The sequence below is a fragment of the Zafaria sp. Z1313 genome, assembly GCF_050563205.1.
GTDB lineage: Bacteria > Actinomycetota > Actinomycetes > Actinomycetales > Micrococcaceae > JAZDCJ01.
Genome location: NZ_JBNWUK010000008.1, coordinates 23,836 through 49,378, shown reverse-complemented (window position 1 = coordinate 49,378; position 25,543 = coordinate 23,836). Strand labels below are relative to the sequence as shown.

Sequence of the window (25,543 nt, the reverse complement as noted above, 5' to 3'; positions counted from 1 at the left end):
GGTTCTTCCTCTCGGGGCGGCGCGGCGGCGCGCCGACGTGGTTCAGCGGGTGAGGGTGCCGCGCAGCGCGTGCACGGCGGAGGCGGTGGCGGGCTCGGAGGCGAGCCCGGAGTCGACGAGGGCGAGGAGGGCGGTGGTCTGCGCGGGATCGGAGGACGACGCCGGGGCCCCGCCTTCCGCGCCCTGCCCGCCCTGGGCGGCGGCCTCGGCGATGCGGCCCGCGGCCCGATCGTGGACGTCCTCGCCGGCGGCGAGCTGGGCGCAGACCTGGTCCATCCAGGCGGCGATTGGGCGCAGCGCGGCGGTTCCGGCGCGGCCGGCCTCCCGCTCGGCCCGGTAGACGGGGACGGCGCGGGCGGCGAGCTTGAGCGTGCCGTCCATACCGATCTGGGACAAGTGGTGGGCGATCCGCGGGTTCTCGAAGCGCTCCCGCAGGGCGGCCCGGTAGGCGGGGACGTCGAGCTCGGGGGCCGTCAGGTGCGCGGCGGCGGCGTCCCAGAACTCCTCGACCCAGGCGGACACGGCCGGATCGGCGAGTGCGTCGGCGACGGTCGCGTGGCCGCGCAGCCGTCCCGCGTAGGCCATGAGCGAGTGGGCGCCGTTGAGCAGCCACAGCTTGCGGCGCTCGAACGCCTCGAGGTCCTCGACGAACACGGCGCCGGCCTTCTCCCAGGCAGGGCGTCCGGCCGGGAAGTCCCCCGCCAGCACCCAGGAGCTGAAGGGCTCCGTGACCACGGGGGACACGTCGTCGTACCCCGTGGCCTCCGCGACGGCCGCCCGGTCGGCGTCCGTCGTGCGGGGGGTGATGCGGTCGATCGAGGTGTCCACGAAGGACACGTTCTCCTCGATCCAGCCGGCGAGCAGCGGGTCCACGAGCCGGGCCATCCCCAGCAGGGAGGCCTTCGCGGCGGCCCCGTTGCCGGGCAGGTTGTCGCACGAGACGACGGCGAGCGGCCAGCCGTCGGCGGCGCGGCGGGCGGCGAGGCCCACCACGAGGCGGCCCGCGACGGTGCGCACCACGCGGCCGTCGAGACCGTGGGCTCCGAGCGTGAAGCTGCCGCCCTCGTAGTGCGCGGCGAGCGCCGCGGCGTCGGCGGCGACGAGCTCGTCCGCGGCGTCGAGCGCGGGCTCCCCGCCGGCGGCCAGGCGGTAGCCGGCCTCGGTGACCGTGAGGGTGACGATCGCCGTGTCCGGGTGGGCCAGGAGCGTGGCGAGGGCCTGGAGGTCCGCGCCGTCGTGCGCCTCGACGATCGAGCCGATGACGCGGCAGCGGTCGCCCTCGGCGGTGCGCTCCACGAGCGTGTAGAGCCCATCCTGGGCGGAGAGCTGCCGGGCGGCGTCGGCGCTGCGGCCCGTGAAGGCCGCGATGCCCCAGCCGTCGCCGGCCTCCTCGGTGTACCAGGCCTGGTGCGCCCGGTGGAAGGCCCCGAGGCCCAGGTGCACGATCCGCGCGGCGGGGCGCGTCCCGGCGTCGTACGTCTCGGCATTGAGCGGCCGGACGGCCGCCTCCACGGCGCTCACAGCTTGAACGCCCGTCGCGGGGCGCCGTCAACGAGGTCGACGACGACTTCGGCGGCGCGTTCCTCCGTGATCCGGTGCTCGGCGACGAGCCGGGCCAGGAACGCGGCCTCGACGCGGCGGGAGGCGTCGTGCCGGGCGGGGATGGAGCAGAAGGCGCGGGTGTCGTCGATGAAGCCGGAGGAGCGTGCGAAGCCGGCGGTCTCCGTCACGGCGGCGCGGAAGCGCAGCATCGCGTCCGGGGCGTCCAGGAACCACCACGGGGCGCCGATGAACACCGCCGGGTAGAAGCCGGCGAGCGGGGCGATCTCGCGGGAGAACACGGTCTCGTCGATCGTGAACGGGATGAAGTGGAAGCCCTCGGCCGTGCCGAAGTCGGCCAGGAGCGGGCGCAGGCCGGTGGAGAAGTCCACGCCGAAGGGGATGTCGTGGCCCGTGTCGGGGCCGAAGCGGCCGAGCGTGCCCGGGTGCGTGTTGCGGTGCACGCCCGCATGCATGGTCATCACGAGGCCGTCGTCGACGGCCATCGCGGCCTGCTGGTACATCATGTGCGCCTCGAACGCGAGGCCCTCGGCGAAGGTGGCCGTCCCGGCGAGGCCCTTCTCGAAGAGCGCGGCGGCTTCCGCGCGGTCCAGCTTGAGGGTGTCCGCGTTGTGCGTGCCGTGGTCGGAGGAGACCCCCCCGTGCTCGGCGAAGTAGCGGCGGCGGGCCGCCATCGCGGCGAGGTAGCCGTCGTAGCCGGTGGCGCCGCCGCCCGCGGCCTGGATGAGCCGGTCGGCGTTAGAGGCGAAGCCGTCGACCCAGAACTTCGTGTAGGCGTCGGGGCGGAAGGTCGGCAGGACGCGGGGGGCGAAGGAGTCGTCGGCGGCGAGCGCGTCGTGGGCGGCGAGGTCGGCGAGCGGGTCGTCGGTCGTGGCCAGGACCTCGATCTTGAACTGCTCCATGAGGGCGCGGGGGCGGAACCCGGGCTCGGCGATCTTCGCCTCGAGCGCGTCGTAGACGGCGTCGGCCGTCTCCTCGCGGATGTCCTCGTCGTCGATGCCGAAGACCTCGACGAACTCCTGGCGCAGCCAGTACCCGGACGCCGTGCCGTCGTAGAGCGGCCAGTGGCGGCAGAACGTCCGCCAGGCCTCGCGCGGCGTCGCGCCGTCGGTGCCGCCCACGCGGAGCGCCTCGAGCGGCACGCCGGCGGCGTGCATCACGCGGGTGACGTAGTGGTCCGGGCTGATGAGCATCGCCGTGGGGTCGGGGAACGCGGCGTCGTCGGCGATGACGGAGGCCTCGACGTGGCCGTGGGGGGAGATGATGGGCAGCTCCTCCACGGCGGCGTGGAGTCGGCGGGCGATCTCCCGGACGCCGGGATCCGCGGGCAGGAGGCGGTCGGGATGGTTCGCGATCGAGGATGGCATGCATCCATCGTCCGGAGCGCGGAGGGGCGACGGCAACTAGTTGCCATGAGTTGCATCACACCTCTCCGGGCCGTCCGTCAGGCGCGGGCCGGACCCGTCGAGCGGCGCACCACGAGCCGCGTCGGCAGCACCACGGGGCGCTCCGGAACCTGCACCGTCCCGTGGGAGAGCACCAGGAGGTTCCGCACGGCGGCCGCGCCGAGCGCGTGCAGGGGCGCGGCCACGCTCGTCAGCCCGGGCGTGATCAGCTCGGCGACCGGTGAGTTGTCGAAGCCCACGACGCTGATGTCCCCCGGGACGTCGTAGCCGCTCGCCTGCGCGCGGCGCATGAAGCCGATGGCGAGCTGGTCGTTGTAGCCGAGCACCGCCGTCGTCCCCGTGGCGAGGACCTGCCCGGCCACCGACTCCCCGCCTTCGCGCGTCGGGGCGGGGCACTGGACCATGGACACCTTCAGGCCCAGCTCCAGGGCACCCTCCTTGAGGGCCCGCCAGCGCATCCCGTGGGCCCACGAGGCCTCCGGGCCGGCGAGGTAGGTCAGTTCGTGGTGGCCCAGCTCGCCGAGGTGCTCGAGCGCGCGTCGCATCCCGCGGGCGTTGTCGGTGACCACCCCGCCGACGCCGCTGACACCGCGGTTCATCACGAGCGTGGGCTTCTGCTTGGCCATGGCCCGGATCGCGGCGTCGGACATGCGCGAGCTGCTCAGCAGGATCCCGTCGACGATGTCCATGACCCGCTCGATCGCCTCGCGCTCGACGATCCCGGACTCGCGCGTGTGCGCCAGGAGCATGGTGTAGTTGTTCTTCGCCGCCTCCTCCTCCGCGCCGCGGATCATGTCGATGAACACGGGATTGGAGATGTCGGCGATGACCAGGGCGATCGTGCCATGGCGCTGCCGCCCCTCGGCCATGGGGCGGCGCATGTCGACCGAGCGGTAGCCCAGCTCGGCGGCGACCTGGCGGATCCGCTCGGCGGTGGCGAAGCTGACCCGGCCCGGGCGGGCGAACGCCCGCGAGACCGTCGACGCCGAGACGCCGGCCAGGCGCGCGACGTCGTAGATCGTCGCCGGCTTCGGGGTCTCACCAGGTGGGGGCATGGACTCCATCTTGGTGCATCGGCAGCCCGGACGACACCCCCGAGACGCCGCCGTTGCCGATGGCAACTGATGGCAACCGCTCGCTTCCGGCGGCGCGGCATGGGCATCATGCTTCAGTACCGCCAACGGGGCCGGTCGCCCCGGCACGGGGCGCGCGGGGTCGAGGACCACCGGCCGGAAAGCAGCACCACACACCATGAGATCCACCCTTCTGCGCGCCTCCGCCGCGCTCACGGCGGCCGCGCTCGCACTGACCGCGTGCTCGGCCGGCGTCTCCGGCACCCCGGAGGACGGCAAGACGCTGATCCTCTCCCTCAACCAGTCCGAGTCCCACCCGTCCTACGTGGCGCTGACGTCGTTCGGCGAGCGCCTCGCCGAGGCCACGGGCGGCCGCTGGGACATCAAGGTCTACCCGAACGAGACGCTCGGCGCGCAGCAGGAAGTCGTCCAGCTCGTGAGCGACGGCTCCGTCGACATGGCCGTGGCGTCCGGTACGCAGCTCGAGAACCTGAACCCCGAGTTCGGCGTGCTGAACCTGCCGACCGTGTTCGAGGGCATCGACCACCAGATGTCCGTCCTGCGGGACCGGGACATCGTCGGCGAGCTGTTCGGCTCGCTCGAGCCGGAGAAGAACCTGACCGTGCTCGGCGGCCTCACCCAGGGCGACCGCAACCTCTACACGGTCCGCGGCCCCGTGACCACGCCCGCCGATCTGCGCGGCCAGAAGGTCCGCGTCCAGGAGTCCGACGTCCACATCTCGATGGTCAACGCGATGGGCGCCTCCGCCACGCCGATGTCCTACGGCGAGGTCTACACGGCGCTGCAGTCCGGGGTCCTCGACGGGGCCGAGAACAACGAGATCTCCTACGTCACGCAGAACCACAACGAGGCCGCCCAGCACGTGGCCCTGACCCGGCACCTCGTGGGCCTGGACTACATGCTCGTCAACGCCGACACCTACCACGGCATGGCGGCCCGGGATCGAGAGGTCTTCGACCGCGCCTGGGACGAGACCGTCACCGAGCACACCGAGCTGTGGAAGCAGGAGACCGAGGCGGCGATCGCGCGCGCCGAGTCCCGCGGAACCGTCTTCAACGAGGTCGACGAGGAGGCATTCGCCGAGGCCCTGGCCCCCGTCGTCGAATCCGCCCTGCGCGGGACCGCGGACCGCGAACTGTTCGACGCCATCCAGGAGGCCGCCCGGTGAGCACCGTCAAGAACGTCCTCGACACCGCCCTGAAGTGGCTGTGCATCGTCCTGTTCACCTCCCTCGTGGCCGTCGTCGTCTGGCAGGTCTTCAGCCGCCAGGTCCTCAACGCCCCCGCGACATGGACCACCTCCGTCGCCCAGTACCTGTTCGTCTGGCTCGCCCTCTTCGGCGCCGCCTGGGTGTTCTCCGAGAAGGAGCACATCGCGGTGGACTTCATGACCCGGATCCTCGGCGTCAACGACAAGCGGTGGCTCGAGGCCGCCGTGAACGGGATCGTGTTCGCCTTCGCGGCGCTCGTGCTCTTCTGGGGCGGGCTGCGCGGCGTGGACCTGACGTGGACGCAGAAGGTCTCGGGCCTGCCCGTGAGCGTCGGGATGATGTACCTGGCCCTGCCGGTCTCCGGCGCCATCACGATGCTGTACTCGCTCTTGCACCTCGTCGAGGCGCTCCGCGGGCGCGGCCTGCCGGACGACGGCGAAGAGATCCGGGAGGCGGTGTGAGCATGGATCCCGCACTCGTCGCAGGCATCGTCCTGATCGTCGGCATCGCCGTCCTCCTCCTGGCCCGCGTGCCGATCGCCGTCGCCGTCGGCTTCTCCGCGTTCGTCGCCGTCGCGGCCGTCATCGGCCTCGAGAAGGCCTCGTTCGTCGCGGCCCAGAGGCTCTTCACGGGCGTGAACTCGTTCGCCCTCCTGGCCATCCCGTTCTTCATTCTCGCCGGCGTGCTCATGAACAACGGCGGGATCGCCGCCCGCCTCATCGATGCCGCCAAGGTGCTCGTGGGGCGCATGCCGGGCTCGCTCGCGCAGACGAACGTCGTCGCCAACGCCCTCTTCGGTTCCGTCTCCGGCGCCGCTGTGGCCTCCGCCGCGGCCGTCGGCGGCGTGATCGGCCCGCGCCAGGCCAAGGAGGGCTACGACCGCGACTTCTCCGCCGCCGTCAACGTGGCCTCCGCGCCCTCCGGCATGCTGCTCCCGCCGAGCAACACGCTCATCGTCTACTCGCTCGTCTCGAGCACGTCGATCGCGACGCTCTTCGTCGCCGGCTACATCCCCGGGATCCTCTGGGCCGTGGCCTGCATGGCGGTGGTCTACCTCTACGTCCGCAAGCGCCCCGGCACCGGCGTGAACGAGTCAGTGCCACTGCGCGTGGCCCTGACGACCCTGTGGCGGGCCGTGCCCTCGATCCTCATGATCGTCGTCGTCATCGGCGGCATCTTGGCCGGGATCTTCACGCCGACCGAGTCGGCGGCCATCGCCGTCGTCTACTGCCTGGTCCTGGCCTTCGCCTACCGGGCCATCAGGGTCCGCGACCTGCCGGGGATCATCCTCAACACGACCCGCACGACCGCCGTCGTCATGCTGCTCGTCGGCGTCTCGACGATCATGGCCTGGGTCATGGCGTTCTCCGGCATCCCGGCCGCGATCTCCTCGGCGCTGCTGGGGCTGACGGACAACCCGTCGGTGATCCTGATCCTCATCATGATCACGCTGCTGCTCATCGGCACGTTCATGGATCCGACGCCGGCGATCCTGATCTTCGTCCCGATCTTCCTGCCGATCGTCACCGAGTTCGGCGTCGACCCGATCCACTTCGGCATCATGGTCACGTTCAACCTCTGCCTGGGCACCATCACCCCGCCCGTCGGCAACGTCCTGTTCGTGGGCGCACGGATCGCGAACCTGCGCGTCGAGCCCGTCATCCGAGCGCTCGTCCCGTTCTTCATCGCACTGATCGCGATGCTGTTCGTGGTGGCGTTCGTCCCGCAGCTCTCGCTGTGGCTTCCGGGCGTGCTGGGCCTGATGCCGTAGCACCGGCCTCCGCGTCCGGGGCGACCGCGGCGCCGACCCCGGCGTCGCGGTCACGGCGCCGGGGTGGAAGACTGGCAGCATCGGATCCTCCACCGAAAGGACGCCATGAGCGGACAGCGCACACCCCGGGACATCGAATGCTGGCTGACGGACATGGACGGGGTGCTGGTCCACGAGAACCGGCCGATCCCCGGCGCCGCGGAGCTGATCCAACGCTGGGTGGACACGTCCAAGCGGTTCCTGGTGCTGACGAACAACTCGATCTTCACCCCGCGGGACCTGCAGGCCCGGCTCGCCTCGTCCGGGCTGCACCTGCCGGAGGAGAACATCTGGACCTCGGCCCTGGCCACGGCCGAGTTCCTGAAGCGGCAGCTGCCGGGCGGGCGCGCCTTCGTGATCGGCGAAGCGGGGCTGACGACGGCGCTGCACGAGGCCGGCTTCATCCTCACCGACCAGGATCCGGACTACGTGGTCCTCGGCGAGACGCGCACCTACTCCTTCGAGGCCATCACGCGGGCGATCCGGCTCATCGAGGGCGGGGCGCGTTTCATCGCGACCAATCCCGACGCCACGGGGCCCTCGGCCGAGGGGCCGCTCCCGGCGACAGGGGCCGTCGCCGCGCTCATCACGGCGGCGACGAACCGCCAGCCCTACATCGTGGGCAAGCCGAACCCGATGATGTTCCGCTCGGCGTTGAACCGGATCGAGGCGCATTCGGAGACGACGGCGATGATCGGGGACCGCATGGACACCGACATCGTCGCGGGCATGGAGGCCGGGCTCTTCACGGTCCTGGTGCACACGGGCATCACGCAGCCCGGCGACGTCGAGACGTTCCCGTTCCGCCCGGACGCCACCTTCCCCTCCGTGGCGGAACTGCTCGAGGAGTTCTAGAGCCCCAGCTCGTCCAGGCCGAACGCGTAGAGGTATGGGACGCCGGCCTCGGACTCGATGCGCTCCTTGGCGCCCGTGTCCCGGTCCACGATCACGGCGACGGCGACGACGTTGCCGCCGGCCTTGCGCACGCCCTCGACGGCCGTGAGCGCGGAGCCGCCCGTCGTGGAGGTGTCCTCGAGGACGACGACGTCGCGCCCCTCGACGGAGGGGCCCTCGACCTGGCGGCCCATGCCGTAGGACTTCTGCGCCTTGCGCACCACGAACGCGTCGACCGTCCGCCCGGCGGCGCCGGCCGAGTGCATGAGCGCGGTCCCGACGGGGTCGGCGCCCATCGTCAGCCCGCCGGCGGACTCGAAGGAGATCCCGGCGTCGTCCAGCAGGCCCAGCATGACCTCGCCGACGAGCGGGGACGCCTCGTGGTGCAGTGTCACGCGGCGCAGGTCGATGTAGTAGTCGGCCTCCTTGCCGGAGGAGAGGACCACCTTGCCGCGGACCACGGCGAGTTCGGTGATGAGTTCGAGCAGGCGGGAGCGGGCGTCGGGCGCGGAAGTCATGGTCACGATTCTAGTGTCCCGAGACAGCCGGGCGGGCCGGGGATAGTCTGGGGGCATGAACGCTCAGCGACCCCTCGGATACTGGCTCAAGCTGGTGGATTCGCTCATCTCGGAGCAGTTCACCGTCTCCCTCGAGGAGCACGGCGTGACGCGGCGCCAATGGCAGCTGCTCAACGTGCTCTCCCGCGGCCCGGCCTCGGGCGGCGAGCTCACGGCCGCGCTCGCCCCGTTCTTCGGGGAACCGGCGCCCGACGGCGAGCCGTCGAGCCCGTCGGAGCACCTCGCCGAGCTCGTCGAGTCCGGCTGGGTCGCCGAGCAGGGCAGCACGTTCACCCTCACCGAGCGCGGGGCCACGAGCCTGGACCGCCTCACCGCGATCGTCGATGCCATGCGGGAGGAGTCCAGCGCGGGCATCAGCGAGGAGGACTACGCCACGACGGTCGCCTCGCTGCGCCGCATGGCCCTGAACCTCGGCTGGGACGATCCGTCCGGCACCGCCCCGGGATCCGCGTCCGACGCCGGACGGGACGCCTAGGTGTCCGCAGGCATCGCCGGGGAGGCCGTCACCCCGGGCGAGGTCTACCATGCCGCCCCCGAACCGGACGGGGGGCCGGCGCCGGTCCGCGAGGTCACCTCCGCCGCGGCGAGCGCCCGGTTCGCCGGACGGGAGGACGTCGTGCGCGCGAAGGGACGCTTCGCCGTCGTCCACCGGGACATGACGCCGCACGAGGCGATGGTGGCCGACCTCCTCGCCGTCCGCTCGGTGCTCGAGGACGCGGGCATCGCCTACCTCCTGGTCCGCGGCAACGACGCCCGCCCCGTGATCGCGGTGGGCTGGGAGCTGCGGAAGAAGCTCCGCTCGGCGCTCGTCGAGGCCTTCCAGGACGAGCCCTTCTACTCGCTCACCGTCGACGCGCGCAAGGACAAGGCCCTCCTCGTCGCGGACGGCCAGCTGGCCACGAGCACCAAGGCCCGGATGTTCCGCCTCTACCGCCCGCGGATCGACACCGAGGGCCACCTGCACTACGGGCAGGGCACGGGCGTGCAGATCGAGCTGTGGAAGTGGGACGACGACGGGAACCTGCAGCTGCCGATCGAGAACTCGCTGACCCGGGCCACGGTCCCGGCCGGCGAGGTCGTGCGCGGCACCGTCAAGCGCTTCGGGCTCGAGTGGCCGACCATCGAGAACATGTTCGCGGACCACGCCACGGACATCGACTTCCCGATCGACATCGTCTTCTCGTGGGTCGACGGCAACAACCCCGGATTCCAGCGCTACCGCGCCTCCTTCATGGAGCACGCCGTGGTGGGCGAGGGCGACGACGCCGAGGCGCGCTACCGCCAGATCGACGAGCTCAAGTACGCGCTGCGCAGCGTGCACATGTTCGCCCCGTGGATCCGGCACATCTTCATCTGCACGGACTCGGAGCCGCCCGCGTGGCTGGATCCGGAGCACCCGGGGATCACGGTGGTGCGGGCCGCGGACCACTTCAAGGACCCGTCCGTGCTGCCGACGTTCAACTCGCAGGCCGTCGAGGCGCAGCTGCAGCACGTCGCGGGCCTCTCCGAGCACTTCCTGTATTCCAACGACGACATGTTCTTCGGCCGCCCGCTCGGCCCCGACATGTTCTTCTCCCCCGGCGGGATCACCAAGTTCGTGGAGGCCGGGACGCGGATCGGGCTCGGGGACAACCACCTGGACCGCTCGGGCTTCGAGAACGCGGCGCGCGTGAACCGGCGGCTCCTGCACGACCGCTTCGGCCGGATCACCACGCGCCACCTCGAGCACACGGCCGCGCCGCTGCGGCGCAGCGTGCTGCTGGAGATGGAGGAGGTGTTCGCGGCGGAGTTCGCCGCGACGGCCGCGAGCCGCTTCCGGGCCAAGGACAACATCTCCGTCACGAACTCGCTCTACCACTACTACGCGCTGCTCACGGGGCGGGCCGTGACAAAGGTCGGCGCCAAGGTGAAGTACGTCGACACCACGATGTACTCGGGGCTGGACTCCCTCGGCAAGCTCCTGCGCAAGCGCAACCAGGACTTCTTCTGCCTCAACGACGGCAGCTTCCCGGAGGTCGGGGCCAGGGAGCGGCAGGAGCGCGTCGTCGGCTTCCTCGAGCGCTACTTCCCCATCCCGGCCCCGTGGGAACGACGCGAGGCCCCAGGAGGCACCTAGAGTAGGTAGACTGGTCTATCTACTCATTCAGGAGGTGCCATGTCGACGTCATCACCCCGGGAACGCCCGGCCCGCGACAGGTTGTTGGCCGCGGCCGCGGAGCTCTTCTACGCGAACGGCGTCGCGGCGAGCGGCATCGACTCGATCACCGCCCGCGCGGGGGTGGCCCGCAAGAGCCTCTACAACAACTTCTCATCGAAGGACGAACTCGTGCTCGCCTACCTCACCGAGCGGCACCGGGAGTGGCTGGGGCTCTACGAGGCACGGCTGCGGGACGCGACGACGGCGCGGGGGCGCGTGCTGGCGGTCTTCGACGCCTACATCGACCACGCCGAGTCCGCCTACGCCCAGGGATTCCGGGGGTGCGGACTGCTCAACGCGGCCGCCGAGCTCCCGGCCGGCTCACCCGGCCGGGCCGCCGTCCGTCGCCACAAGGAAGAGGTCGAGGAAGTCCTGACCGACGCCCTCACCGGGCCGCTCGGCGCCGCTCGCGGGGCGGCCCTGGCGGAGCAGTTGGCCTTCCTCCTCGAGGGGGCTGTCGCCCGCTCGGGGCTGGAGGGCACCGCGGAACGCCTGATCCGCGCACGGGAGATCGCCGGCGCTCTCGTGGACGCGGCGTGAACCGCGAGCGTCTGGCCGCCCTCGCCGCGATCTCGGCCACCTCGGTCCTGTGGGGCACCACGGGAACGGCCGCGACGTTCGCCCCGGACGCCGGACCGCTCGCGATCGGCGCGGCGGCCCTCGGCATCGGCGGGCTCCTGCAGGCGCTCATCGCCCTGCCCGCGCTCCGCGCCGCCCGCGGACGGCTTCGGGAGAACCGGCGCCTCGTCGCGGTCGGCGCCGTGGCCGTGGCCGTCTACCCCCTGGCCTTCTACAGCTCCATGCACCTGGCCGGAGTGGCCCTCGGCACGGTGGTCTCGCTCGCCTCGGCGCCGCTTGCCTCGGGCGTGCTCGAGTGGCTCGTCCAACGGGCGCCGGTGAGCCGCTGGTGGGTGCTCGCCGCGGGGCTCGGCGTCGCCGGCAGCGCGCTGCTGTGCGCGTCGAAGATGGCCGGCGACCCCGCGGACGCGCTGCCCGCCCTGGCCGGCATCGCGCTCGGGCTCGTCGCCGGTGCGACGTACGCCTGCTACTCGTGGTGCGTGCGCCGCCTGCTCGACGCCGGCATCGGCCGGGCGGCCGCCATGGGCTCGGTGTTCGGCAGCGGCGGGCTGCTGCTCATGCCCGTCCTGCTCGCCACGGGCGCTCCCCTGCTGGCCGAGCCGCAGTCGTTCGCCGTGGCCGCTTACATGGCGCTCGTGCCCATGTTCCTGGGCTACCTGCTGTTCGGCTACGGGCTCCAGCGCGTCGCGGCGAGCACGGCCACGACCGTCACCCTCGGCGAGCCCGCCGTGGCCGCGGTCCTCGCCGTGATCGTCGTCGGCGAACGCCTCGGAGCGGCCGGCTGGACCGGGCTCGGCATCATCGCGGCCGCCCTCGTGGTCCTGGCACTCGCCCCCGTGAACACGCAGCCGACGTCCGTCGTCCCCGGCAGCCCCGCGGGCGGCGGGACTACGACGTGAGCTGGGCCCCGGCGTCGTACTGGATCCCGTGCTCGGCGAGGATCCGGGCGACGTCCCGCGGGGAATGCTCCTGCCCCACCAGCGCGCCGCCGGCTGCCGGCACGACCGAATGGACGACCGCGTCCCGGTAGACGTGGACCAGGTTGTAGGCCTGCGCCGCGTCGCGCCCGCGCGTGCCCCGGATCCCGGTCGACGCGTCCAGGGGGCCCGCGAGGTCCTGGGTGTAGCACGTGGCCGAGGCGACCGAGACGGGGATCCCCGCGAACGTCGAATGCGTCGAATAGTGCAGGTGCCCGCCGAGGATCGCCCGCACGTCGCTCCCCCGCAGCACCTCGGCGAGCGCCGCCTGCCCGCGCAGCTCCACGAGGATCGCGAGCGGCTGCACGCTCGGCACCGGCGGATGGTGCAAGGCCAGGAGCGTGCCCTCCGGCGCCGGCGTCGCGAGGGCGTCCGCGAGCCACTCCAGCTGGACCGTGCTCAGGGCGCCGTGATGCGCGCCGGGCACCGTGGTGTCCAGGGTGATGACGCGCAGGCCCCCGAGCCAGTACACGCGGTCCAGCGGCGCGGAATCGCGGCCCTCGTCGAGGAGGCACTCGCGCAGGTTCGCCCGGTCGTCGTGGTTGCCCATCGCCCAGATCACCCGGGCGCCAAGGCGTTCGGCCGCGGGTTCGACGACGGCGCGTAGCCGCGCATACGCCGTCGGCTCGCCCTTGTCCGCGAGGTCCCCCGTGAAGACGAGCGCCTCCGGGCGGGCGCCCGAGGCCTCGAGCTCGTCGAGGATGCGGCGAAGCCTCGCCTCCGAATCCAGGGTGCCCGCCAACGGGACGCCGCCCCCGACGAGGTGCGTGTCGCTCAGGTGCAGCAGGAAGTGCTCCGGGCGGGGATGCTCGGGCCGGATGGTGTCCATGACCTGCTTCTTTCGTCGCGGGGGTCGGTTCGGCTCCACTTCACCCCATCCAAGCAGACTCGCGCTGAACAGGGAATGAACCGGGCGGGCATGTCCCGGGCTGCGGGAACGGGCGCCGCACCCCGCGCCACGCAACCGGGCCGAAACATGGCCCCGGTAAGCTGGCGCCATGCGTGAACTGCAGGCCGCCATCATCGAGGACATGGGCGTCAAGCCGGAGATCGACCCCGCCGGGGAGGTGGCCCGGCGCGTGGCGTTCCTCAAGGACTACCTCGCCGCCACCGGGACCGCCGGGTTCGTGCTCGGGATCTCCGGGGGGATCGACTCGACGCTGGCCGGGCGGCTCGCGCAGCTCGCCGTCGAGGAGCTCGCCGCCGAGGGCATCGAGGTGGACTTCGTGGCCGTGCGCCTGCCCTACGGGGAGCAGCACGACGAGGCCGACGCGCAGGCAGCCATGGAGTTCATCGGGGCCAAGACCGAGTGGACCTTCAACATCCAGGCCGGCGTCGACGGGCTCGAGTCCGAGTTCGCCGCGACGACGGGGCGCCCGATCTCCGACTTCAACAAGGGTAACGTCAAGGCCCGCCTGCGCATGACGGCCCAGTACGCGCTGGCCGGCGAGCGCAACCTGCTCGTCATCGGCACGGACCACGGGGCCGAGTCCGTGACCGGATTCTTCACGAAGTTCGGCGACGGCGGGGCCGACGTGCTGCCGCTGTTCGGGCTGGACAAGCGCCAGAACCGCCAGCTGCTGCAGCACCTCGGGGCTCCAGAGGCCGTGTGGCGGAAGGTCCCCACCGCCGACCTGCTCGACGGGCAGCCCGGCCGGACCGACGAGGACGAACTAGGGATCGGCTACGACGACATCGACGACTACCTCGAGGGCCGGGAGGTCTCCGACGAGGCCGCGGCCGTGATCGAGCAGAAGTACCTGCGGACCCGGCACAAGCGCACCGTCCCGGTGACGATCTTCGACACCTGGTGGCGCTGACCGGCGCTCACCACCCCATCACCCGAAGGCCCCTTCCGACGATGTCGGGGAGAAGGTCCGAAAAGGCGCCTCATTCCAACACCTTCCCCGACACGACCAGGGTCTAGGTTCCGGGATCCGGGGTCCGGGGTCCGGGGTCCGGGGTCCGGGGTCCGGGGTCCGGGGTCCGGGGTCCGGGGTCCGGGGCTAGCATGATCCCCAAGCCGCCAGACGGATCGACCCTGTCAGGCGGAGTCTCGTGAAGGGCGGGCGTCGCATGGGCCATCGGAATGTCGGGCTGCTGGGAGCCGGAGTCGCGACGCTCTTGGCCCTCGGATCCTGCGGGATGCAGCCCGGGGCGGAATCCACCGAAGGCCCGTGCCGCGCGGCCGGCGCTTCGTCGGCGTGGGGGGACTGCGGGATCACGGTCTTCCTCGAACGCAGCGACGATGCTGCCCGGCCGAGCCGCGCCGAGGCGATCCAGCACGACCTCTCCTGGTACGAGGAGGCGATCCGGACGAGGGAAGCCGTCACGACCGAGGTCCCGCTGACCCGCTACGTCGACCTGTTCCAAGGCGCCTTGGAGGCCCTCCCCGCGGCCGAGGAACGGCTCGGCGAGACGGACACCGCGACGCTCGAGGCGCAGCGGAACGGGCAGCCCGTGGGAACGGTCGAGGTGGTTCCCCACGCCGACGGCGGGTTCTACGTCTCGGAACTCGTCTTCGCTCCGAGCGACCCCTCGACCTGCTCGGACTGACCAGCCCGCCGGCCGCTCCCGCCCGTCATCCTCGCCCCACGGCGTCGGGGAAGAGGTCCGAAAGACTGACTTTTTCCAACAAGTTCCCCGACGCCGCCGAGGGGTCGGGCTCGTGCGGGAGCGCGAAAGGTGCGGGGTGTGTGGCGCGGGGCGCGTCAGCTGCGGTCGCGGATGTCCGTGATGATCCCGGAGAAGTCGCGCCCGGCGCCGCCCTCGTCGCGGAAGCGCTCGTAGATCGCCGCGGCCATCGGCCCGAGCTCCGCGGCGACGCCCGTGGCCTCGAGCGCCGCGACGGCGAGTCCCAGGTCCTTGGCCATGAGCGCCCCTGCGAACCCTGGCTGGTAGTCGCGGTTCGCCGGACTCGCCGGCACGGGCCCGGGCACGGGACAGTTCGTCGTCACGGCCCAGCACTGGCCGGAAGCGGTGGAGACCACGTCGAAGAGCGCCTGGTGGCTCAGTCCCAGCTTCTCCCCGAGCACAAAGGCCTCCGAGGCCGCGATCATGCTCACGCCGAGGATCATGTTGTTGCAGATCTTCGCGGCCTGCCCGGCCCCGTGCCCGCCGCAGTGCACGAGCCGGCCGCCCATGACCTCCAGGAGTGGGCGGACGAGCTCCAGATCCTCCTCGAGCGCGCCGATCATGAACGTCAGCGTCCCGGCCTCCGCGCCGACGACCCCGCCGGACACGGGCGCGTCGACGGAGCGGTGCCCCGCGGCGACGGCGAGCTCGGCAGCCTCGCGCGCCTGCGCGACGTCGATCGTGGAACAGTCCAGGAACATCGTCCCCGGTGCTGCCGCGGCCAGGAGTCCGACGCCGGGGCCGGACCCGGGTGCCGCACCTGGCCCGGGCGCCGTGCCCGGCGAAGGCGCGGCCCCGGCGTCGTCCGCGTCCTCTCCCGAGGCACCCCGGTAGGCGTCGAGCAGGTGCCCCCCGCTCGGGAACATCGTCAGGACCACCGCGGCGCCGGCGACGGCCTCCGCCGCGCTACCGGCCACGGGGATCCCCCGCCCGCGCGCGGCGTCGAGGGCGGCGGGAACGACGTCGTAGCCCACCACCTCGTAGCCCGCGGCGACGAGGTTCGCGGCCATCGGCAGCCCCATGTGGCCCAGTCCCAGGAAGCCGATCCGGCGCGGGCCGACCGCTCCGGGGGCTTGCGGCATGCGGGCCGCGGGGTCCACCGGCCCGTTGCCGGCGGCGTTCGCCGCGTCGTCCACCACGTCAGCTGCCCTCCGGCATCGTGAAGCTGGCCCCGGAGCGGATCCCGGACGGCCAGCGGGTGGTGACCGTCTTGGTCTTGGTGTAGAAGCGGAACGCGTCCGGGCCGTGCTGGTTCAGGTCCCCGAAGCCGGAGGCCTTCCAGCCGCCGAACGTGTAGTAGGCGATCGGGACGGGGATGGGCACGTTGACGCCGACCATGCCGACGTCGACGCGCGCGGCGAAGTCCCGGGCGGCGTCGCCGTCGCGCGTGAACACGGCCACGCCGTTGCCGTAGCGGTGCTCGCTGGGCAGGCGCAGTGCCTCCTCGTAGTCGGCGGCGCGGACCACGGAGAGCACGGGGCCGAAGATCTCCTCCCGGTAGATGCTCATCTGGGGCCCGACGTGGTCGAAGAGCGTCGGGCCGATCCAGAAGCCGTCCTCGTGACCGGGAACGGACAGCCCGCGGCCGTCGACGAGGAGCTCGGCGCCCTCCTCGACGCCCTCCTCGATGAAGTCCTCGATCCGGTCCCGGGCCGACGCCGCGACGACGGGACCGAAGTCGGCCTCCGGGTCGGTGCCCGGACCGACCGTGAGCCCGGCGATCCGCTCGCGCAGCCGCTCCACGAGCGCGTCCGCCGTCGCCCGGCCCACCGGAACCGCGACGGAGACGGCCATGCAGCGCTCCCCCGCCGAGCCGAACGCCGCCCCGATCAGGGCGTCCGCGGCCTGATCCAGGTCCGCGTCCGGGAGGATCACCATGTGGTTCTTGGCGCCGCCGAAGCACTGCGCGCGCTTGCCCGCGGCGGCCGCTGCGGCGTAGATGGACTGGGCGATCGGCGTGGACCCGACGAATCCCACGGCCCGCACGCGCTCGTCGGCGATGAGCGCGTCGACGGCCTCCTTGTCGCCGTTGAGGACGTTGAACACCCCGTCGGGGAGCCCGGCCTCCGTGAAGAGCTCAGCGAGGCGCAGCGGCACGGACGGGTCCCGCTCCGAGGGCTTGAGCACAAAGGCGTTGCCGGCGGCGATCGCGGGGCCGGCCTTCCACAGCGGGATCATGGCGGGGAAGTTGAAGGGCGTGATCCCGGCGACGACGCCGAGCGGCTGGCGCAGCGAGTGCACGTCGATGCCGGGGCCCGCGGAATCGGAGAACTCGCCCTTGAGCAGGTGCGGCGCCGCGGCGCAGAACTCCACGACCTCGACCCCGCGCTGGATGTCGCCCTTGGCGTCGGCGACCGTCTTGCCGTGTTCGCTCGAGAGCAGGCGGGCGAGCTCCTCGACGTTCTCGTTGACCAGGTCCACGAAGCGCAGCAGGATCCGCGCCCGGCGCTGCGGATTGGTGGCCGCCCAGTCCGCGGCGGCCTTGTCGGCGGCGGCAACGGCCTCCGCGGATTCCGCGGCCGAGGCCAGCGGCAGTCGCGCCTGGACCTGGCCCGTGGCCGGGTCGTAGACGTCGGCGAACCTCCCCGAGGCGCCGTCGACGTGCTGGCCGCCGATGTAGTGGGTGAGGGTACGGACCATGGCTGCAGGCTCCTTCGACTGTGGGGCGGGTGGCCTCGGCCACCCGCCCCACAATTTACTCGGACTTCCTACTATTTTCTAGGGTCGTCCGGCTCATCGGCCGACCGGCGCCCGCCGCAGGACGAGCCAGCTGCCGGCGGCCCCGAGCAGCCCGATCGCGACGAGGACGGCGGCGATCTTCGGGAAGCTGAACGGACCGAACCAGGCGATCAGGTCGAAGCCCGTCCACAGGACCAGCAGCACGGCGAGGAGGATCGCGACGACGATGCCGAAGACGGCCGTCAACACGCCCTTCTGGTTCCAGCGCAGGTACAGCGAGGCGAACACGGCGCCGATGAAGAGCATCGAGAAGGAGATCCCGAAGCCCATGAGGAACAGGTACCAGTAGTTGCCGTTGCCGACGACGTACGTGTCGAACATCCGCGTCCCGGTGAACCAGTGGCCCGTGGCCCGCTCGAGCGCCAGGAACGCCACCATGGCCAGGGCCAGGAAGAGCGATTCCAGCACGAGGGTCACCGTGGTCCCCCACCAGTACTGCCGGCGCGTCGCCCCCATGCCCATCGCGTACGGCATGGTCCGGGCGTAGGCCATGACCCCGACGTTGACGAAGTAGCCGGCGAAGCACCAGAGGGCCGCCTGGCTGTTGCGGAATCCCTCGGAGAGCTGTTCGGGCGTCGCCGGGACGAACGCCTGCAGGATCAGCATGATGATGATCGAGATGCCGACGGTGCCCGCGAAGATCATGAGCGGGACGTCGATCATGCGGCTGCGGTCGACGAAGTGGAGCTTGACGATCTTGGCCAGCGGGTGGGCCCGTCCGGCCGTGGCGGTGCTGGCGAGCGTGGCGGTGCTCATCGCAGGGCCTCCATGTTCTCGGTGCTTGCGGCGCGGCGCGGGGCCCGGCCGTTGTCGGAACCGGGGCCGCGGCCGGAAGGCACGGCACCCGGGACGGCCGCGGCGGCGGCCGGGTCCTCGAGCAGCCCGTAGGCCGAGACGAGGTCCTGGAGCGAGACGCCGCCGAGCTCGAGGCCGTGCTCCGCGGCGAGCGAGCGGGCCTGCGCGTCCGCACGGCCCTGGACGGTGGCCGAGCGCAGGCCGCCGAGGGACTGCGTGCGCATCACGGTGCGCCCGGCGGTGGCCGCCTCGACGGCGGCGGCCGGCCCGGAGAGCGTGAACGCCGCGGACTTGGCCTCCTCGACGCCCATGTCCAGGACCTTGCGGCCACGGTCGATGACCACGACGTGTTCGAGGAGGTTCGCGGCCTCGTCGATCAGGTGGGTGGACATCAGCACGGTGCGGGGGTGCTCCATGTAGTCCTTGAGCAGGCGGTCGTAGAAGATCGCGCGGGCCGTGGCGTCGAGGCCGAGGTACGGCTCGTCGAAGATGGTCAGCGGGGCCCGGGAGGCCATGCCGACGATGATCGCGACGGCCGAGAGCTGGCCGCGGGAGAGCTTCTTGATCTTGGTCTTCACGGGGAGCCGGAAGGCCTCGACCAGTTCTCCGGCGAGCTCGGCGCTCCAGTTCTCGAAGAACCACGGCCCGGTGCGCAGCACGTGGTCCGTCTTGAAGTCCTCGGGGTACTTCTGGTTCTCCCTCACGAAGCACATCCGTGCGAGGACGGAGGCGTTCTCGAAGGGCTCCGCGCCGAAGACGCGCAGCGTCCCCGAGGACTTGGGCTCCTGTCCGGAGAGGATGGACATGATGGTGGTCTTGCCGGCGCCGTTGCGGCCGAGCAGGCCGGTGATGATGTTCTCGGCGACGCTGAATCCGACGCCGTCGAGGACCTGCGTGCGGCCGTAGTGCTTGTTCAGGCCGGCGACCTCGATGGCCGGGGCGGGACGTGCTGTGGTCATGGCGTGGCCTCCTGGGGCTGGCGCGCTGCGGCGCTCGTGATCATGTCGGCGAGCTGGGTCGGTGCGATCCCGAGCCGTGCGGCCTCGTCGAGCAGCGGCTCGATGTACTGGTCGCTGAAGGCCTGGCGCCGCTGCCGCACCAGCTTCTCGCGTGCTCCGGATCGGACGAACATTCCGATCCCCCTTCTCTTGTAGAGGATGTCCTTCTCGACTAGGCGGTTCAGGCCCTTGCCTGCCGTGGCCGGGTTGATGCGCAGGAAGGCGGCGAACTCGTTGGTCGACGGGACCTGGGACTCCTCCGGGTAGGTCCCGTCGATGATGCCGCCCTCGATGCGCTCCGCAAGCTGGATGAAGATCGGCTTGGACTCGTCCATCACCACACCTCCATGTTGCTTGGTTCATTACTCATGTAACTAACTAAAGCACTAAGGAACCCGGACGTCAAGGATTCCCGCCCCGGCCCCACGGCGGCCACTGGCGGGACGCGCGCCAATTGATAGGTTGGACGGGTGAAGATCGCCACTTGGAACGTGAACTCCCTCCGCGCCCGCGCCGACCGCGTCGAGGACTGGCTGCGCCGCACCGACGTGGACGTGCTGGCCATCCAGGAGACCAAGTGCAAGGACGAGAACTTCCCCTGGGAGCTCTTCGAGAACAACGACTACGAGGTGGCGCACTTCGGCCTGAGCCAGTGGAACGGGGTGGCGATCGCCTCCCGCGTGGGCCTCGAGGACGTCGAGCGCACCTTCTCGGACCAGCCCGCGTTCGGCAAGGGCGGCAAGGACCCCGTACAGGAGGCCCGGGCCATCGCGGCGACGTGCGGCGGGGCCCGCATCTGGAGCCTCTACGTCCCCAACGGCCGCGCGCTCGACGACGAGCACATGCCGTACAAGCTCTCCTGGCTCGAGACGCTCAAGACGCAGGCCGCCCAGTGGATCGCGGACGATCCGCGGGCCCAGGTGGCGCTCATGGGCGACTGGAACATCGCCCCCCAGGACGACGACGTGTGGGACATCGACTACTTCGTCAACGAAGGGCTCACGCACGTCTCCGCCCCGGAGCGCGCCGCCTTCCAGGCCTTCCTCGACGCCGGCTTCACCGACGTCGTCCGACCGCACGCCCCGGGCCCCGGCGTCTACACCTACTGGGACTACACGCAGCTGCGCTTCCCCAAGAAGGAGGGCATGCGGATCGACTTCGTCCTCGCCTCCCCGGCCCTGGCCGGCCGCGTCGGACACGCGTGGATCGACCGCGAGGAGCGCAAGGGCAAGGGCGCCTCGGACCACGCTCCCGTCGTCGTGGAGCTGGACTAGCCGTGGCCCCGGGGGGCGCGTCGGCGCGCCGGAGCCTGCCTCCGACGTCGTACCTCCGTGTCTTCCAGCCCCTGAGGGCGTACGACGACGGGGCCCAGGCCCGCATCTCCGCCCAGGGGGCGCTCGCCCGGCCCGGGTTCGAGGAGCGCGTCGCGGCCGAGGCCGTGCAGCGCCTGCTGCGCCCGGTCTCCGATCCCTTTCCGCGCGGCACGGAGGGCTACCGCGTGCTGCACTATCCGCTCCCCGAGGGAGTGACGGCGGCCTTCTACTGCCCCGAGCAGCTGCAGGTCCGCGCGACGCTGGCCTCGGAGCAGCTCGACGGGACCATGCGGCCACAGCTGCTGGAGATGCTCGTCCCGGACGCGGCGCGCGCGGTCAATGCCGCCCGGCTCGGCGAGACCGACCTCGCGGGCGAGCTCGGGTCGCTGCAGACGCGTGGGGCCACGTGGGCCGTGCCGTTCGCGTGGTTCGTCCTGCTGCGCGAGGACGACCACCGGGAGGTGGACGAGGACGGCGACCGCGTCCTCGGCGTCCGGCTGTCCGCGCCGATGGTGCAGGTCCTCGAGCGCGCGCGGTATGCGGCGGCGTCGCTCGCCGTGCACGCCCCCGAACTGGACCTGCTGGACGAGCTCACGGCGCTCGTGGAGTGGATGAAGCTCTTCCACCACGATTCGATCGTGGAACTGGACTACGGCGGCCTCGCCGAGTTCGTCTGGCCCGACGACTCCCCGCACGACCTGCGGATGGGCATCGAGTCGCTCTCCGAGGGCGACATGCTCGGCGCGGCGGCGGCCTATCGCCGGCTCACCACGCGCTGGCTCAAGGTCCGCCAGCTCGGCCGCGCCAACTAACCTCCCCCTGACATGGGGAGTTCTCCCCATGGAGAGGTCAGGGCGGTTTAGCCTAGGCTCTGGATCATCAGAGAGGAGGTCGACCGTGACCCAGTGGAGCATCAACGTCGAGTCGGCGCGCAAGGTCGTCAAGGACAGCCGCGATGCGTTCGACGACCTCGACGGGATCGAAGGCAAGATCCGGGCCGCGGGCGGCGAGTGTGCCGACGCGGCGGTGGAGGAGAAGATCTTCGAAGCGCTCAACGACTGCTACGACCGCGCTCTACGCCCCCTCTCGGTGACCATGGTCAAGGCCGGCCGCCAGGCGTTCGACGGCACCGATGCCGTCATCGACGCCGTGGTCGAAAGCGACATCGACATGGGGGACGCCTGGGACCGGGAACTCGTCCGCAGCGTCGAGAAGACGGCACAGGGCATCGACGACACCCCGGGCTACACGCCGGGCGAGTCGACGGATACCTCGCCCGTGGCCACGCAGACCCAGGACCCCTCCAATCCGGACCGCAACAGCGACGGGAGCTACCGGCTATGACGGGACAGGTGAGCTTCCCCTCCCACTGGCCCAGCAAGGTCGGCGACGGCACGAGCCTGTCCGACGCCGCGACGAGGCTCGGCAAGCACGGCACGACGGTCAGGGAGGCCGTCGAGGCCACGCAGACCAAGTGATCCTCGCTCCCGGACCACCTCACCGTGCCCGAGGGCTCCAAGATCCACAACGCGGTCGCCGAGAACGTGATCCCCTACGCGGACCTCGTTCAGGCCTCGGTCAGCGACCTCGAAACGGCGTTCGGCACGTTTGCCTCGCGGCTGAGCGAGTTCAAGCCGAAGTGGGAGGACATCAAGCAGCGCGTTGCCGACTACAACGCACTCGAGGCCCAGCCGACCGATCCGGAGGACCGCGAGGACGGAACGAGCTACCGCACCGCGTACAAGACCTCCACCCTGCAACAGGAGGTCGATTCCGCGGCGGACGACTACAAGGGCTACGTCGACGCCTGTGTCGAGGCGATCGAGAATGCCGACCCCTCCGCCGACCCGGAATGGGCGGGGAGCAACGTCAACCAATTCATCACAGGCGTGAAGAGCCACTGGTCGAACGCCCGCGGGGTCATGCAGAACATCGGCGGCTTCCGTTCCGTGGACGGCAAGGTCGGCTTCCGGTGGTCGTACACGAATCCGGCGCCGAAGAACATCTCGCAGTTCCTCAACGGAAAGGCCCCGTGGTGGCTGCCCGAGGAAGCGCAGAAGCGCTGGAAGGCGACGTTCCCCCACACCAAGAGCTACACGAGCTTCGGCCTCGACGGCGTGATGGAGCGACTCAAGCTCAAGGGCCTCTACAACAATGCGGACCCGAACTTCGACAGCTTCAAGGGCATCATCTCGGCGGATGGGCAGAAGGTCGCCCTGTACTTCGGCGCGGGCGGGACCACCATGCCTGGTTGGGCGGACAAGGCCACGAAGAAGATGCGCGCCTGGGACGCGAAGCTGACCAAGGGACTCGAGAGCCTGCAGAAGAACAAGTGGGTCAAGGGAGGCGGCGGGGCCCTGGCCGTGCTGGACACCGTCTCCACGTACAAGGATTCATACTCGACCGCCTACAACGACAGCCTGCGCGAGAACCCGGGCTTCAGCCCAGAGGAGCACCGCAAGGAGGCCGTGACCAGTGCGGCGATCACGGGGACGGCCGAGACGGCCGGCAAGGTGGCGGGCGGCATTGCGGGCCGGGCCGCCGGGGCCGCGGTGGGCCAGGCGCTGATCCCCATCCCGGGCGTGGGCGCGGCCGTCGGCGGTTTCGTGGGCGGCATCGTGGGCGAGAAGGTCGGCGGATTCCTGGGTAAGGAAGTCGGCAACTTCATCAACGACTGGCGCAAGGACGGTGCGAAGGAAGCGCTCGGCAACCTGGGCGACCGGGCCAAGGACGGGGCCAAGAAGGTCCTCGGTAAGCTGAACCCATTCGGCTAGCGACACGGGAGGAAGCCGCACGCATGGAGAAGATCACCGATCCGCTCGAGGTGCTGGACGAGTTCGTCCACACGCCCGAGCTGATCCTCGGAACCCTGCTGATCCTGGCGCTCATTGCCGGACTCGCCCTGCCCGCCCTCAAGGCCCTCGGCGGAACCTGGCGCTCCTGGGTCCTGGCGCCAGGGGTCGTGAACCTGCCGATGACGTGGTTCCAGACCCGGCACAAGTGGCCCTACATGCTGCTGTGCATGGCGGTTGCCTTGACGCTGATGCTCCCGACGATCTATTTCGAAGCCGCCCGCGACGAACACATGCGCCAGTTGTGGTGGACGCTCCCGTTCTTCTGGGTTCCCTGGCTGCTGACGGTGGTGTCCTTCTTCTACTGGCCGCTGTGGGCCACCCCGCGCTGGAACCGCGCGTGGGAGGCGCGTCGCCGGCACGAGGCCCGGGCGATCCCCTTCACCGATGCGGAGGTCGCCGCCGTCGAGGCGATGCCCGAGGGGCGGGGCAAACGCCGCCTCGAGCGCAACATCGCCGCGAGCCGCCGCTACGCCGCCGGACACGAGAACGCGTTCGCGTCACCCCGGAATTCCTCCCCAGGGGAATCCCCCCGGTCATCCGACGAGCAGAAGGGCCCCGAAAGCCGATGATCCCCGACACGCTGGTGACCGGCCGGACGGGCCGCGCCTCGTTCAGCGTCCCCTCGCAGTGGACGAGCGAATCCGTTCGCGACGAGATCGAGCTCCTGGCCTACCTGCCCGGTCCGGACGAGACGTTCGCGCCGAATGTCGCCGTGACCGTGAACCCCTTCGAGGGCACGCTCGATGGGTTCCTGCTCAAGGCCCTCGATGGACTCGCCTCCGCGCTGACCCTGCCCTACATCGTCGATGTGAGGCTCTGGGACGTCCCCGGCCGGGTCGTGCACTACACGCACGACGCGCCGGAATCGGGGCTGCGCCTGCGCGGCTGCGAGTTCCTGAGCATCCAGGGCGGGCTGGCCCTGCAGGTGAGCGCGACGACCACGGTCGCCCAATGGCCCGTGTTCTCCGAGCTCCTGGAGAAGATCGCCCGCACCGCCAAGCCGCTGGAGGTCGGCGCATGAGCAACCACCCGATCGATCAGGCCGTCCTCGCGGACCAGGGCCGGGAACTACCGGAGCTGGCGTTCCTGCGGGGCCGCCAGAGGTTCCAGTACGACGGCGCCTGGCTGGCCCCGGAGGCGGTCCAGCTGCTGCTGCAACTGGCGGACGGACTGGTCCTGGGCCGGCTGCAACGTGGCGGGCATGCCGCGGAACTGGATGCCCTCGAGGACGCGGGAATGGTCGACGGCACGTCCCTGACCGAGCTGGGCTCGGTCACCGCCGGGCTCATGACGTCGTCCCCCCACACCTTCCGGGTCTCGGCCGTCCACCACGGCCGGCAGGAAATGCTGCAGCTGTGGTCCGGAAACGGCGTGGCGTTGTCGTTCGCCGGGGCGGCGTGGAACGGCGGGGCCTTCGATCCCGAGGGACGCGTCCCCGGGCCCGGCCACGTCAATGTCAGGATCCTGCCGTTGCTGGACGTCAGCACCCACATCCTGCAGTGGCTCGGCATCGGACCAGCCTGGAGCCTGGAGCTCTCGCCCGGCGGCCTGTCGACGCAAGTGCTCGACGCCAAGGTGATGCACGATGCGCCGGGCCCGCTCCCGGAAGACGCCAATGCCGCGTTCCGGGAGGCCTGGGATCAGCCGTGGCTCATCTGGAGCTTCGAGGCCTCCGGTGAGGGCGGGACCCTCGAGGCCCTCACCTACGTGCACGCCGGCACGCGGGGACAGTACCGGATCGCGCAACCCGACGACGACACGGTGCTCTTGTTCGCGGTGGGCGCGTCGGTGGTCTTGGACCAGATCGAGGACCGCATCCAGGCCCTCGTGTTCGACCGGCCGGTCCAGTCGCTGTAGCCGGGGCCAAGGCGTCGGGGACAAGCCTCCCGCAACAGAGGTGAAAA

The 25,543-nt window shown here is 71.2% G+C and carries 28 protein-coding genes; 18 read left to right on the top strand and 10 right to left on the bottom strand.

The genetic code is table 11. The features are described 5' to 3' along the window. Positions 1 to 42: 42 nt before the first annotated feature. The 3 genes from ACQ3I4_RS09700 to ACQ3I4_RS09690 form a co-directional block, all read right to left on the bottom strand. Complete coding sequence (locus ACQ3I4_RS09700; RefSeq protein ID WP_430633483.1) at positions 43 to 1,512, bottom strand: mannitol dehydrogenase family protein; 1,470 nt, start codon at positions 1,510 to 1,512, stop codon at positions 43 to 45. Positions 1,513 to 1,517: 5 nt separating this feature from the next. Then, the gene (uxaC, locus tag ACQ3I4_RS09695; RefSeq protein WP_329862341.1) at positions 1,518 to 2,927 is read right to left on the bottom strand and encodes a glucuronate isomerase; all 1,410 of its coding nucleotides are present in this window, start codon (positions 2,925 to 2,927) and stop codon (positions 1,518 to 1,520) included. A 77-nt stretch (positions 2,928 to 3,004) separates the two neighbouring features. Then, positions 3,005 to 4,021 carry a LacI family DNA-binding transcriptional regulator gene (locus ACQ3I4_RS09690; RefSeq protein ID WP_329862343.1) on the bottom strand — a complete coding sequence of 339 codons (1,017 nt, stop codon included), beginning with the start codon at positions 4,019 to 4,021 and terminating at the stop codon, positions 3,005 to 3,007. Positions 4,022 to 4,217: 196 nt separating this feature from the next. On the opposite strand from ACQ3I4_RS09690, the gene ACQ3I4_RS09685 reads away from it, so the two are divergent. The 4 genes from ACQ3I4_RS09685 (at position 4,218) to ACQ3I4_RS09670 (ending at position 7,935) form a co-directional block, all read left to right on the top strand. Beyond that, positions 4,218 to 5,228 (top strand): TRAP transporter substrate-binding protein, encoded by a 1,011-nt coding sequence (locus tag ACQ3I4_RS09685; protein WP_329862345.1) that lies wholly within the window; start codon positions 4,218 to 4,220, stop codon positions 5,226 to 5,228. Then, the gene (locus tag ACQ3I4_RS09680; protein ID WP_329862347.1) at positions 5,225 to 5,731 is read left to right on the top strand and encodes a TRAP transporter small permease; all 507 of its coding nucleotides are present in this window, start codon (positions 5,225 to 5,227) and stop codon (positions 5,729 to 5,731) included. The genes ACQ3I4_RS09685 and ACQ3I4_RS09680 overlap by 4 nt, the downstream gene beginning before the upstream one ends. 2 nt (positions 5,732 to 5,733) lie before the next feature. After that, a complete protein-coding gene (locus tag ACQ3I4_RS09675) occupies positions 5,734 to 7,041 on the top strand; it encodes a TRAP transporter large permease (protein ID WP_329862349.1) in 1,308 nt (435 codons plus the stop codon). Positions 7,042 to 7,146: 105 nt separating this feature from the next. Next, positions 7,147 to 7,935: an HAD-IIA family hydrolase gene (locus ACQ3I4_RS09670; RefSeq protein WP_329862351.1), complete on the top strand. Its 789-nt coding sequence runs from the start codon at positions 7,147 to 7,149 to the stop codon at positions 7,933 to 7,935. On the opposite strand, the gene pyrE is transcribed toward ACQ3I4_RS09670, so the two are convergent. After that, a complete protein-coding gene (gene pyrE, locus ACQ3I4_RS09665; RefSeq protein WP_329862353.1) occupies positions 7,932 to 8,492 on the bottom strand; it encodes an orotate phosphoribosyltransferase in 561 nt (186 codons plus the stop codon). The genes ACQ3I4_RS09670 and pyrE overlap by 4 nt on opposite strands. 55 nt (positions 8,493 to 8,547) lie before the next feature. On the opposite strand from pyrE, the gene ACQ3I4_RS09660 reads away from it, so the two are divergent. Genes ACQ3I4_RS09660 through ACQ3I4_RS09645 form a run of 4 tightly spaced genes read left to right on the top strand, consistent with a single transcriptional unit; the run spans position 8,548 to position 12,227 of the window. Continuing rightward, complete coding sequence (locus ACQ3I4_RS09660; protein WP_329862355.1) at positions 8,548 to 9,027, top strand: MarR family winged helix-turn-helix transcriptional regulator; 480 nt, start codon at positions 8,548 to 8,550, stop codon at positions 9,025 to 9,027. Then, positions 9,028 to 10,668, top strand: coding sequence for a stealth conserved region 3 domain-containing protein (locus tag ACQ3I4_RS09655; protein ID WP_430633445.1), 1,641 nt, complete (start codon positions 9,028 to 9,030; stop codon positions 10,666 to 10,668). 39 nt (positions 10,669 to 10,707) lie between these two features. Beyond that, a complete protein-coding gene (locus ACQ3I4_RS09650; RefSeq protein WP_329862357.1) occupies positions 10,708 to 11,289 on the top strand; it encodes a TetR/AcrR family transcriptional regulator in 582 nt (193 codons plus the stop codon). Then, a complete protein-coding gene (locus tag ACQ3I4_RS09645) occupies positions 11,286 to 12,227 on the top strand; it encodes a DMT family transporter (protein WP_329862359.1) in 942 nt (313 codons plus the stop codon). The genes ACQ3I4_RS09650 and ACQ3I4_RS09645 overlap by 4 nt, the downstream gene beginning before the upstream one ends. Here ACQ3I4_RS09645 and ACQ3I4_RS09640 read toward each other — a convergent pair. Further along, positions 12,217 to 13,134: a phosphodiesterase gene (locus ACQ3I4_RS09640; RefSeq protein WP_329862361.1), complete on the bottom strand. Its 918-nt coding sequence runs from the start codon at positions 13,132 to 13,134 to the stop codon at positions 12,217 to 12,219. The genes ACQ3I4_RS09645 and ACQ3I4_RS09640 overlap by 11 nt on opposite strands. 169 nt (positions 13,135 to 13,303) lie before the next feature. Between ACQ3I4_RS09640 and nadE the strand changes: the two genes are divergently transcribed. After that, positions 13,304 to 14,125 (top strand): ammonia-dependent NAD(+) synthetase, encoded by an 822-nt coding sequence (gene nadE, locus ACQ3I4_RS09635; protein WP_329862363.1) that lies wholly within the window; start codon positions 13,304 to 13,306, stop codon positions 14,123 to 14,125. Positions 14,126 to 14,381: 256 nt separating this feature from the next. Next, positions 14,382 to 14,861 carry a hypothetical protein gene (locus ACQ3I4_RS09630; RefSeq protein ID WP_329862365.1) on the top strand — a complete coding sequence of 160 codons (480 nt, stop codon included), beginning with the start codon at positions 14,382 to 14,384 and terminating at the stop codon, positions 14,859 to 14,861. A gap of 155 nt (positions 14,862 to 15,016) precedes the next feature. On the opposite strand, the gene ACQ3I4_RS09625 is transcribed toward ACQ3I4_RS09630, so the two are convergent. The 5 genes from ACQ3I4_RS09625 to ACQ3I4_RS09605 form a co-directional block, all read right to left on the bottom strand. Then, positions 15,017 to 16,021: an NAD(P)-binding domain-containing protein gene (locus tag ACQ3I4_RS09625; RefSeq protein ID WP_329862373.1), complete on the bottom strand. Its 1,005-nt coding sequence runs from the start codon at positions 16,019 to 16,021 to the stop codon at positions 15,017 to 15,019. A 58-nt stretch (positions 16,022 to 16,079) separates the two neighbouring features. Then, positions 16,080 to 17,579 (bottom strand): CoA-acylating methylmalonate-semialdehyde dehydrogenase, encoded by a 1,500-nt coding sequence (locus ACQ3I4_RS09620; protein WP_329862367.1) that lies wholly within the window; start codon positions 17,577 to 17,579, stop codon positions 16,080 to 16,082. 93 nt (positions 17,580 to 17,672) lie between these two features. Then, complete coding sequence (locus ACQ3I4_RS09615; protein WP_329862376.1) at positions 17,673 to 18,434, bottom strand: hypothetical protein; 762 nt, start codon at positions 18,432 to 18,434, stop codon at positions 17,673 to 17,675. Next, positions 18,431 to 19,432, bottom strand: a complete 1,002-nt coding sequence (locus tag ACQ3I4_RS09610) for an ABC transporter ATP-binding protein (protein WP_329862378.1) — start codon at positions 19,430 to 19,432, stop codon at positions 18,431 to 18,433. Before ACQ3I4_RS09610 ends, ACQ3I4_RS09615 begins: the two co-directional genes overlap by 4 nt. Beyond that, the gene (locus tag ACQ3I4_RS09605) at positions 19,429 to 19,809 is read right to left on the bottom strand and encodes a GntR family transcriptional regulator (RefSeq protein ID WP_329862380.1); all 381 of its coding nucleotides are present in this window, start codon (positions 19,807 to 19,809) and stop codon (positions 19,429 to 19,431) included. Before ACQ3I4_RS09605 ends, ACQ3I4_RS09610 begins: the two co-directional genes overlap by 4 nt. Before the next feature lie 132 nt (positions 19,810 to 19,941). Here ACQ3I4_RS09605 and ACQ3I4_RS09600 point away from each other — a divergent pair, with 132 nt between their 5' ends. From ACQ3I4_RS09600 to ACQ3I4_RS09565, 8 genes are all read left to right on the top strand, one after another. Beyond that, entirely contained in the window at positions 19,942 to 20,745 is an 804-nt protein-coding gene (locus tag ACQ3I4_RS09600; RefSeq protein ID WP_329862382.1) for an exodeoxyribonuclease III, read from the top strand. Between the two features lie 2 nt (positions 20,746 to 20,747). Beyond that, complete coding sequence (locus ACQ3I4_RS09595) at positions 20,748 to 21,596, top strand: hypothetical protein (RefSeq protein WP_329862384.1); 849 nt, start codon at positions 20,748 to 20,750, stop codon at positions 21,594 to 21,596. A gap of 85 nt (positions 21,597 to 21,681) precedes the next feature. Next, positions 21,682 to 22,128: a hypothetical protein gene (locus tag ACQ3I4_RS09590; RefSeq protein ID WP_329862386.1), complete on the top strand. Its 447-nt coding sequence runs from the start codon at positions 21,682 to 21,684 to the stop codon at positions 22,126 to 22,128. A gap of 8 nt (positions 22,129 to 22,136) precedes the next feature. Further along, positions 22,137 to 22,262, top strand: a complete 126-nt coding sequence (locus ACQ3I4_RS09585) for a hypothetical protein (protein ID WP_329862388.1) — start codon at positions 22,137 to 22,139, stop codon at positions 22,260 to 22,262. 24 nt (positions 22,263 to 22,286) lie between these two features. Beyond that, positions 22,287 to 23,558 (top strand): hypothetical protein, encoded by a 1,272-nt coding sequence (locus ACQ3I4_RS09580; RefSeq protein ID WP_329862390.1) that lies wholly within the window; start codon positions 22,287 to 22,289, stop codon positions 23,556 to 23,558. Positions 23,559 to 23,581: 23 nt separating this feature from the next. Then, a complete protein-coding gene (locus tag ACQ3I4_RS09575; protein WP_329862391.1) occupies positions 23,582 to 24,208 on the top strand; it encodes a hypothetical protein in 627 nt (208 codons plus the stop codon). Beyond that, positions 24,205 to 24,660, top strand: coding sequence for a hypothetical protein (locus ACQ3I4_RS09570; RefSeq protein WP_329862393.1), 456 nt, complete (start codon positions 24,205 to 24,207; stop codon positions 24,658 to 24,660). The genes ACQ3I4_RS09575 and ACQ3I4_RS09570 overlap by 4 nt, the downstream gene beginning before the upstream one ends. Beyond that, positions 24,657 to 25,496 (top strand): hypothetical protein, encoded by an 840-nt coding sequence (locus ACQ3I4_RS09565; protein ID WP_329862395.1) that lies wholly within the window; start codon positions 24,657 to 24,659, stop codon positions 25,494 to 25,496. Before ACQ3I4_RS09570 ends, ACQ3I4_RS09565 begins: the two co-directional genes overlap by 4 nt. Positions 25,497 to 25,543 lie beyond the last annotated feature (47 nt).

Coding starts and splice junctions, on each gene's coding strand:
- uxaC (WP_329862341.1), bottom strand. CDS start 2,927: ATGCCATCCTCGATCGCGAACCATCCCGACCGCCTCCTGCCCGCGGAT.
- ACQ3I4_RS09690 (WP_329862343.1), bottom strand. CDS start 4,021: ATGCCCCCACCTGGTGAGACCCCGAAGCCGGCGACGATCTACGACGTC.
- ACQ3I4_RS09685 (WP_329862345.1), top strand. CDS start 4,218: ATGAGATCCACCCTTCTGCGCGCCTCCGCCGCGCTCACGGCGGCCGCG.
- ACQ3I4_RS09675 (WP_329862349.1), top strand. CDS start 5,734: ATGGATCCCGCACTCGTCGCAGGCATCGTCCTGATCGTCGGCATCGCC.
- ACQ3I4_RS09670 (WP_329862351.1), top strand. CDS start 7,147: ATGAGCGGACAGCGCACACCCCGGGACATCGAATGCTGGCTGACGGAC.
- pyrE (WP_329862353.1), bottom strand. CDS start 8,492: ATGACTTCCGCGCCCGACGCCCGCTCCCGCCTGCTCGAACTCATCACC.
- ACQ3I4_RS09660 (WP_329862355.1), top strand. CDS start 8,548: ATGAACGCTCAGCGACCCCTCGGATACTGGCTCAAGCTGGTGGATTCG.
- ACQ3I4_RS09650 (WP_329862357.1), top strand. CDS start 10,708: ATGTCGACGTCATCACCCCGGGAACGCCCGGCCCGCGACAGGTTGTTG.
- ACQ3I4_RS09640 (WP_329862361.1), bottom strand. CDS start 13,134: ATGGACACCATCCGGCCCGAGCATCCCCGCCCGGAGCACTTCCTGCTG.
- nadE (WP_329862363.1), top strand. CDS start 13,304: ATGCGTGAACTGCAGGCCGCCATCATCGAGGACATGGGCGTCAAGCCG.
- ACQ3I4_RS09630 (WP_329862365.1), top strand. CDS start 14,382: ATGGGCCATCGGAATGTCGGGCTGCTGGGAGCCGGAGTCGCGACGCTC.
- ACQ3I4_RS09625 (WP_329862373.1), bottom strand. CDS start 16,021: ATGCCGCAAGCCCCCGGAGCGGTCGGCCCGCGCCGGATCGGCTTCCTG.
- ACQ3I4_RS09620 (WP_329862367.1), bottom strand. CDS start 17,579: ATGGTCCGTACCCTCACCCACTACATCGGCGGCCAGCACGTCGACGGC.
- ACQ3I4_RS09615 (WP_329862376.1), bottom strand. CDS start 18,434: ATGAGCACCGCCACGCTCGCCAGCACCGCCACGGCCGGACGGGCCCAC.
- ACQ3I4_RS09610 (WP_329862378.1), bottom strand. CDS start 19,432: ATGACCACAGCACGTCCCGCCCCGGCCATCGAGGTCGCCGGCCTGAAC.
- ACQ3I4_RS09575 (WP_329862391.1), top strand. CDS start 23,582: ATGGAGAAGATCACCGATCCGCTCGAGGTGCTGGACGAGTTCGTCCAC.
- ACQ3I4_RS09570 (WP_329862393.1), top strand. CDS start 24,205: ATGATCCCCGACACGCTGGTGACCGGCCGGACGGGCCGCGCCTCGTTC.
- ACQ3I4_RS09565 (WP_329862395.1), top strand. CDS start 24,657: ATGAGCAACCACCCGATCGATCAGGCCGTCCTCGCGGACCAGGGCCGG.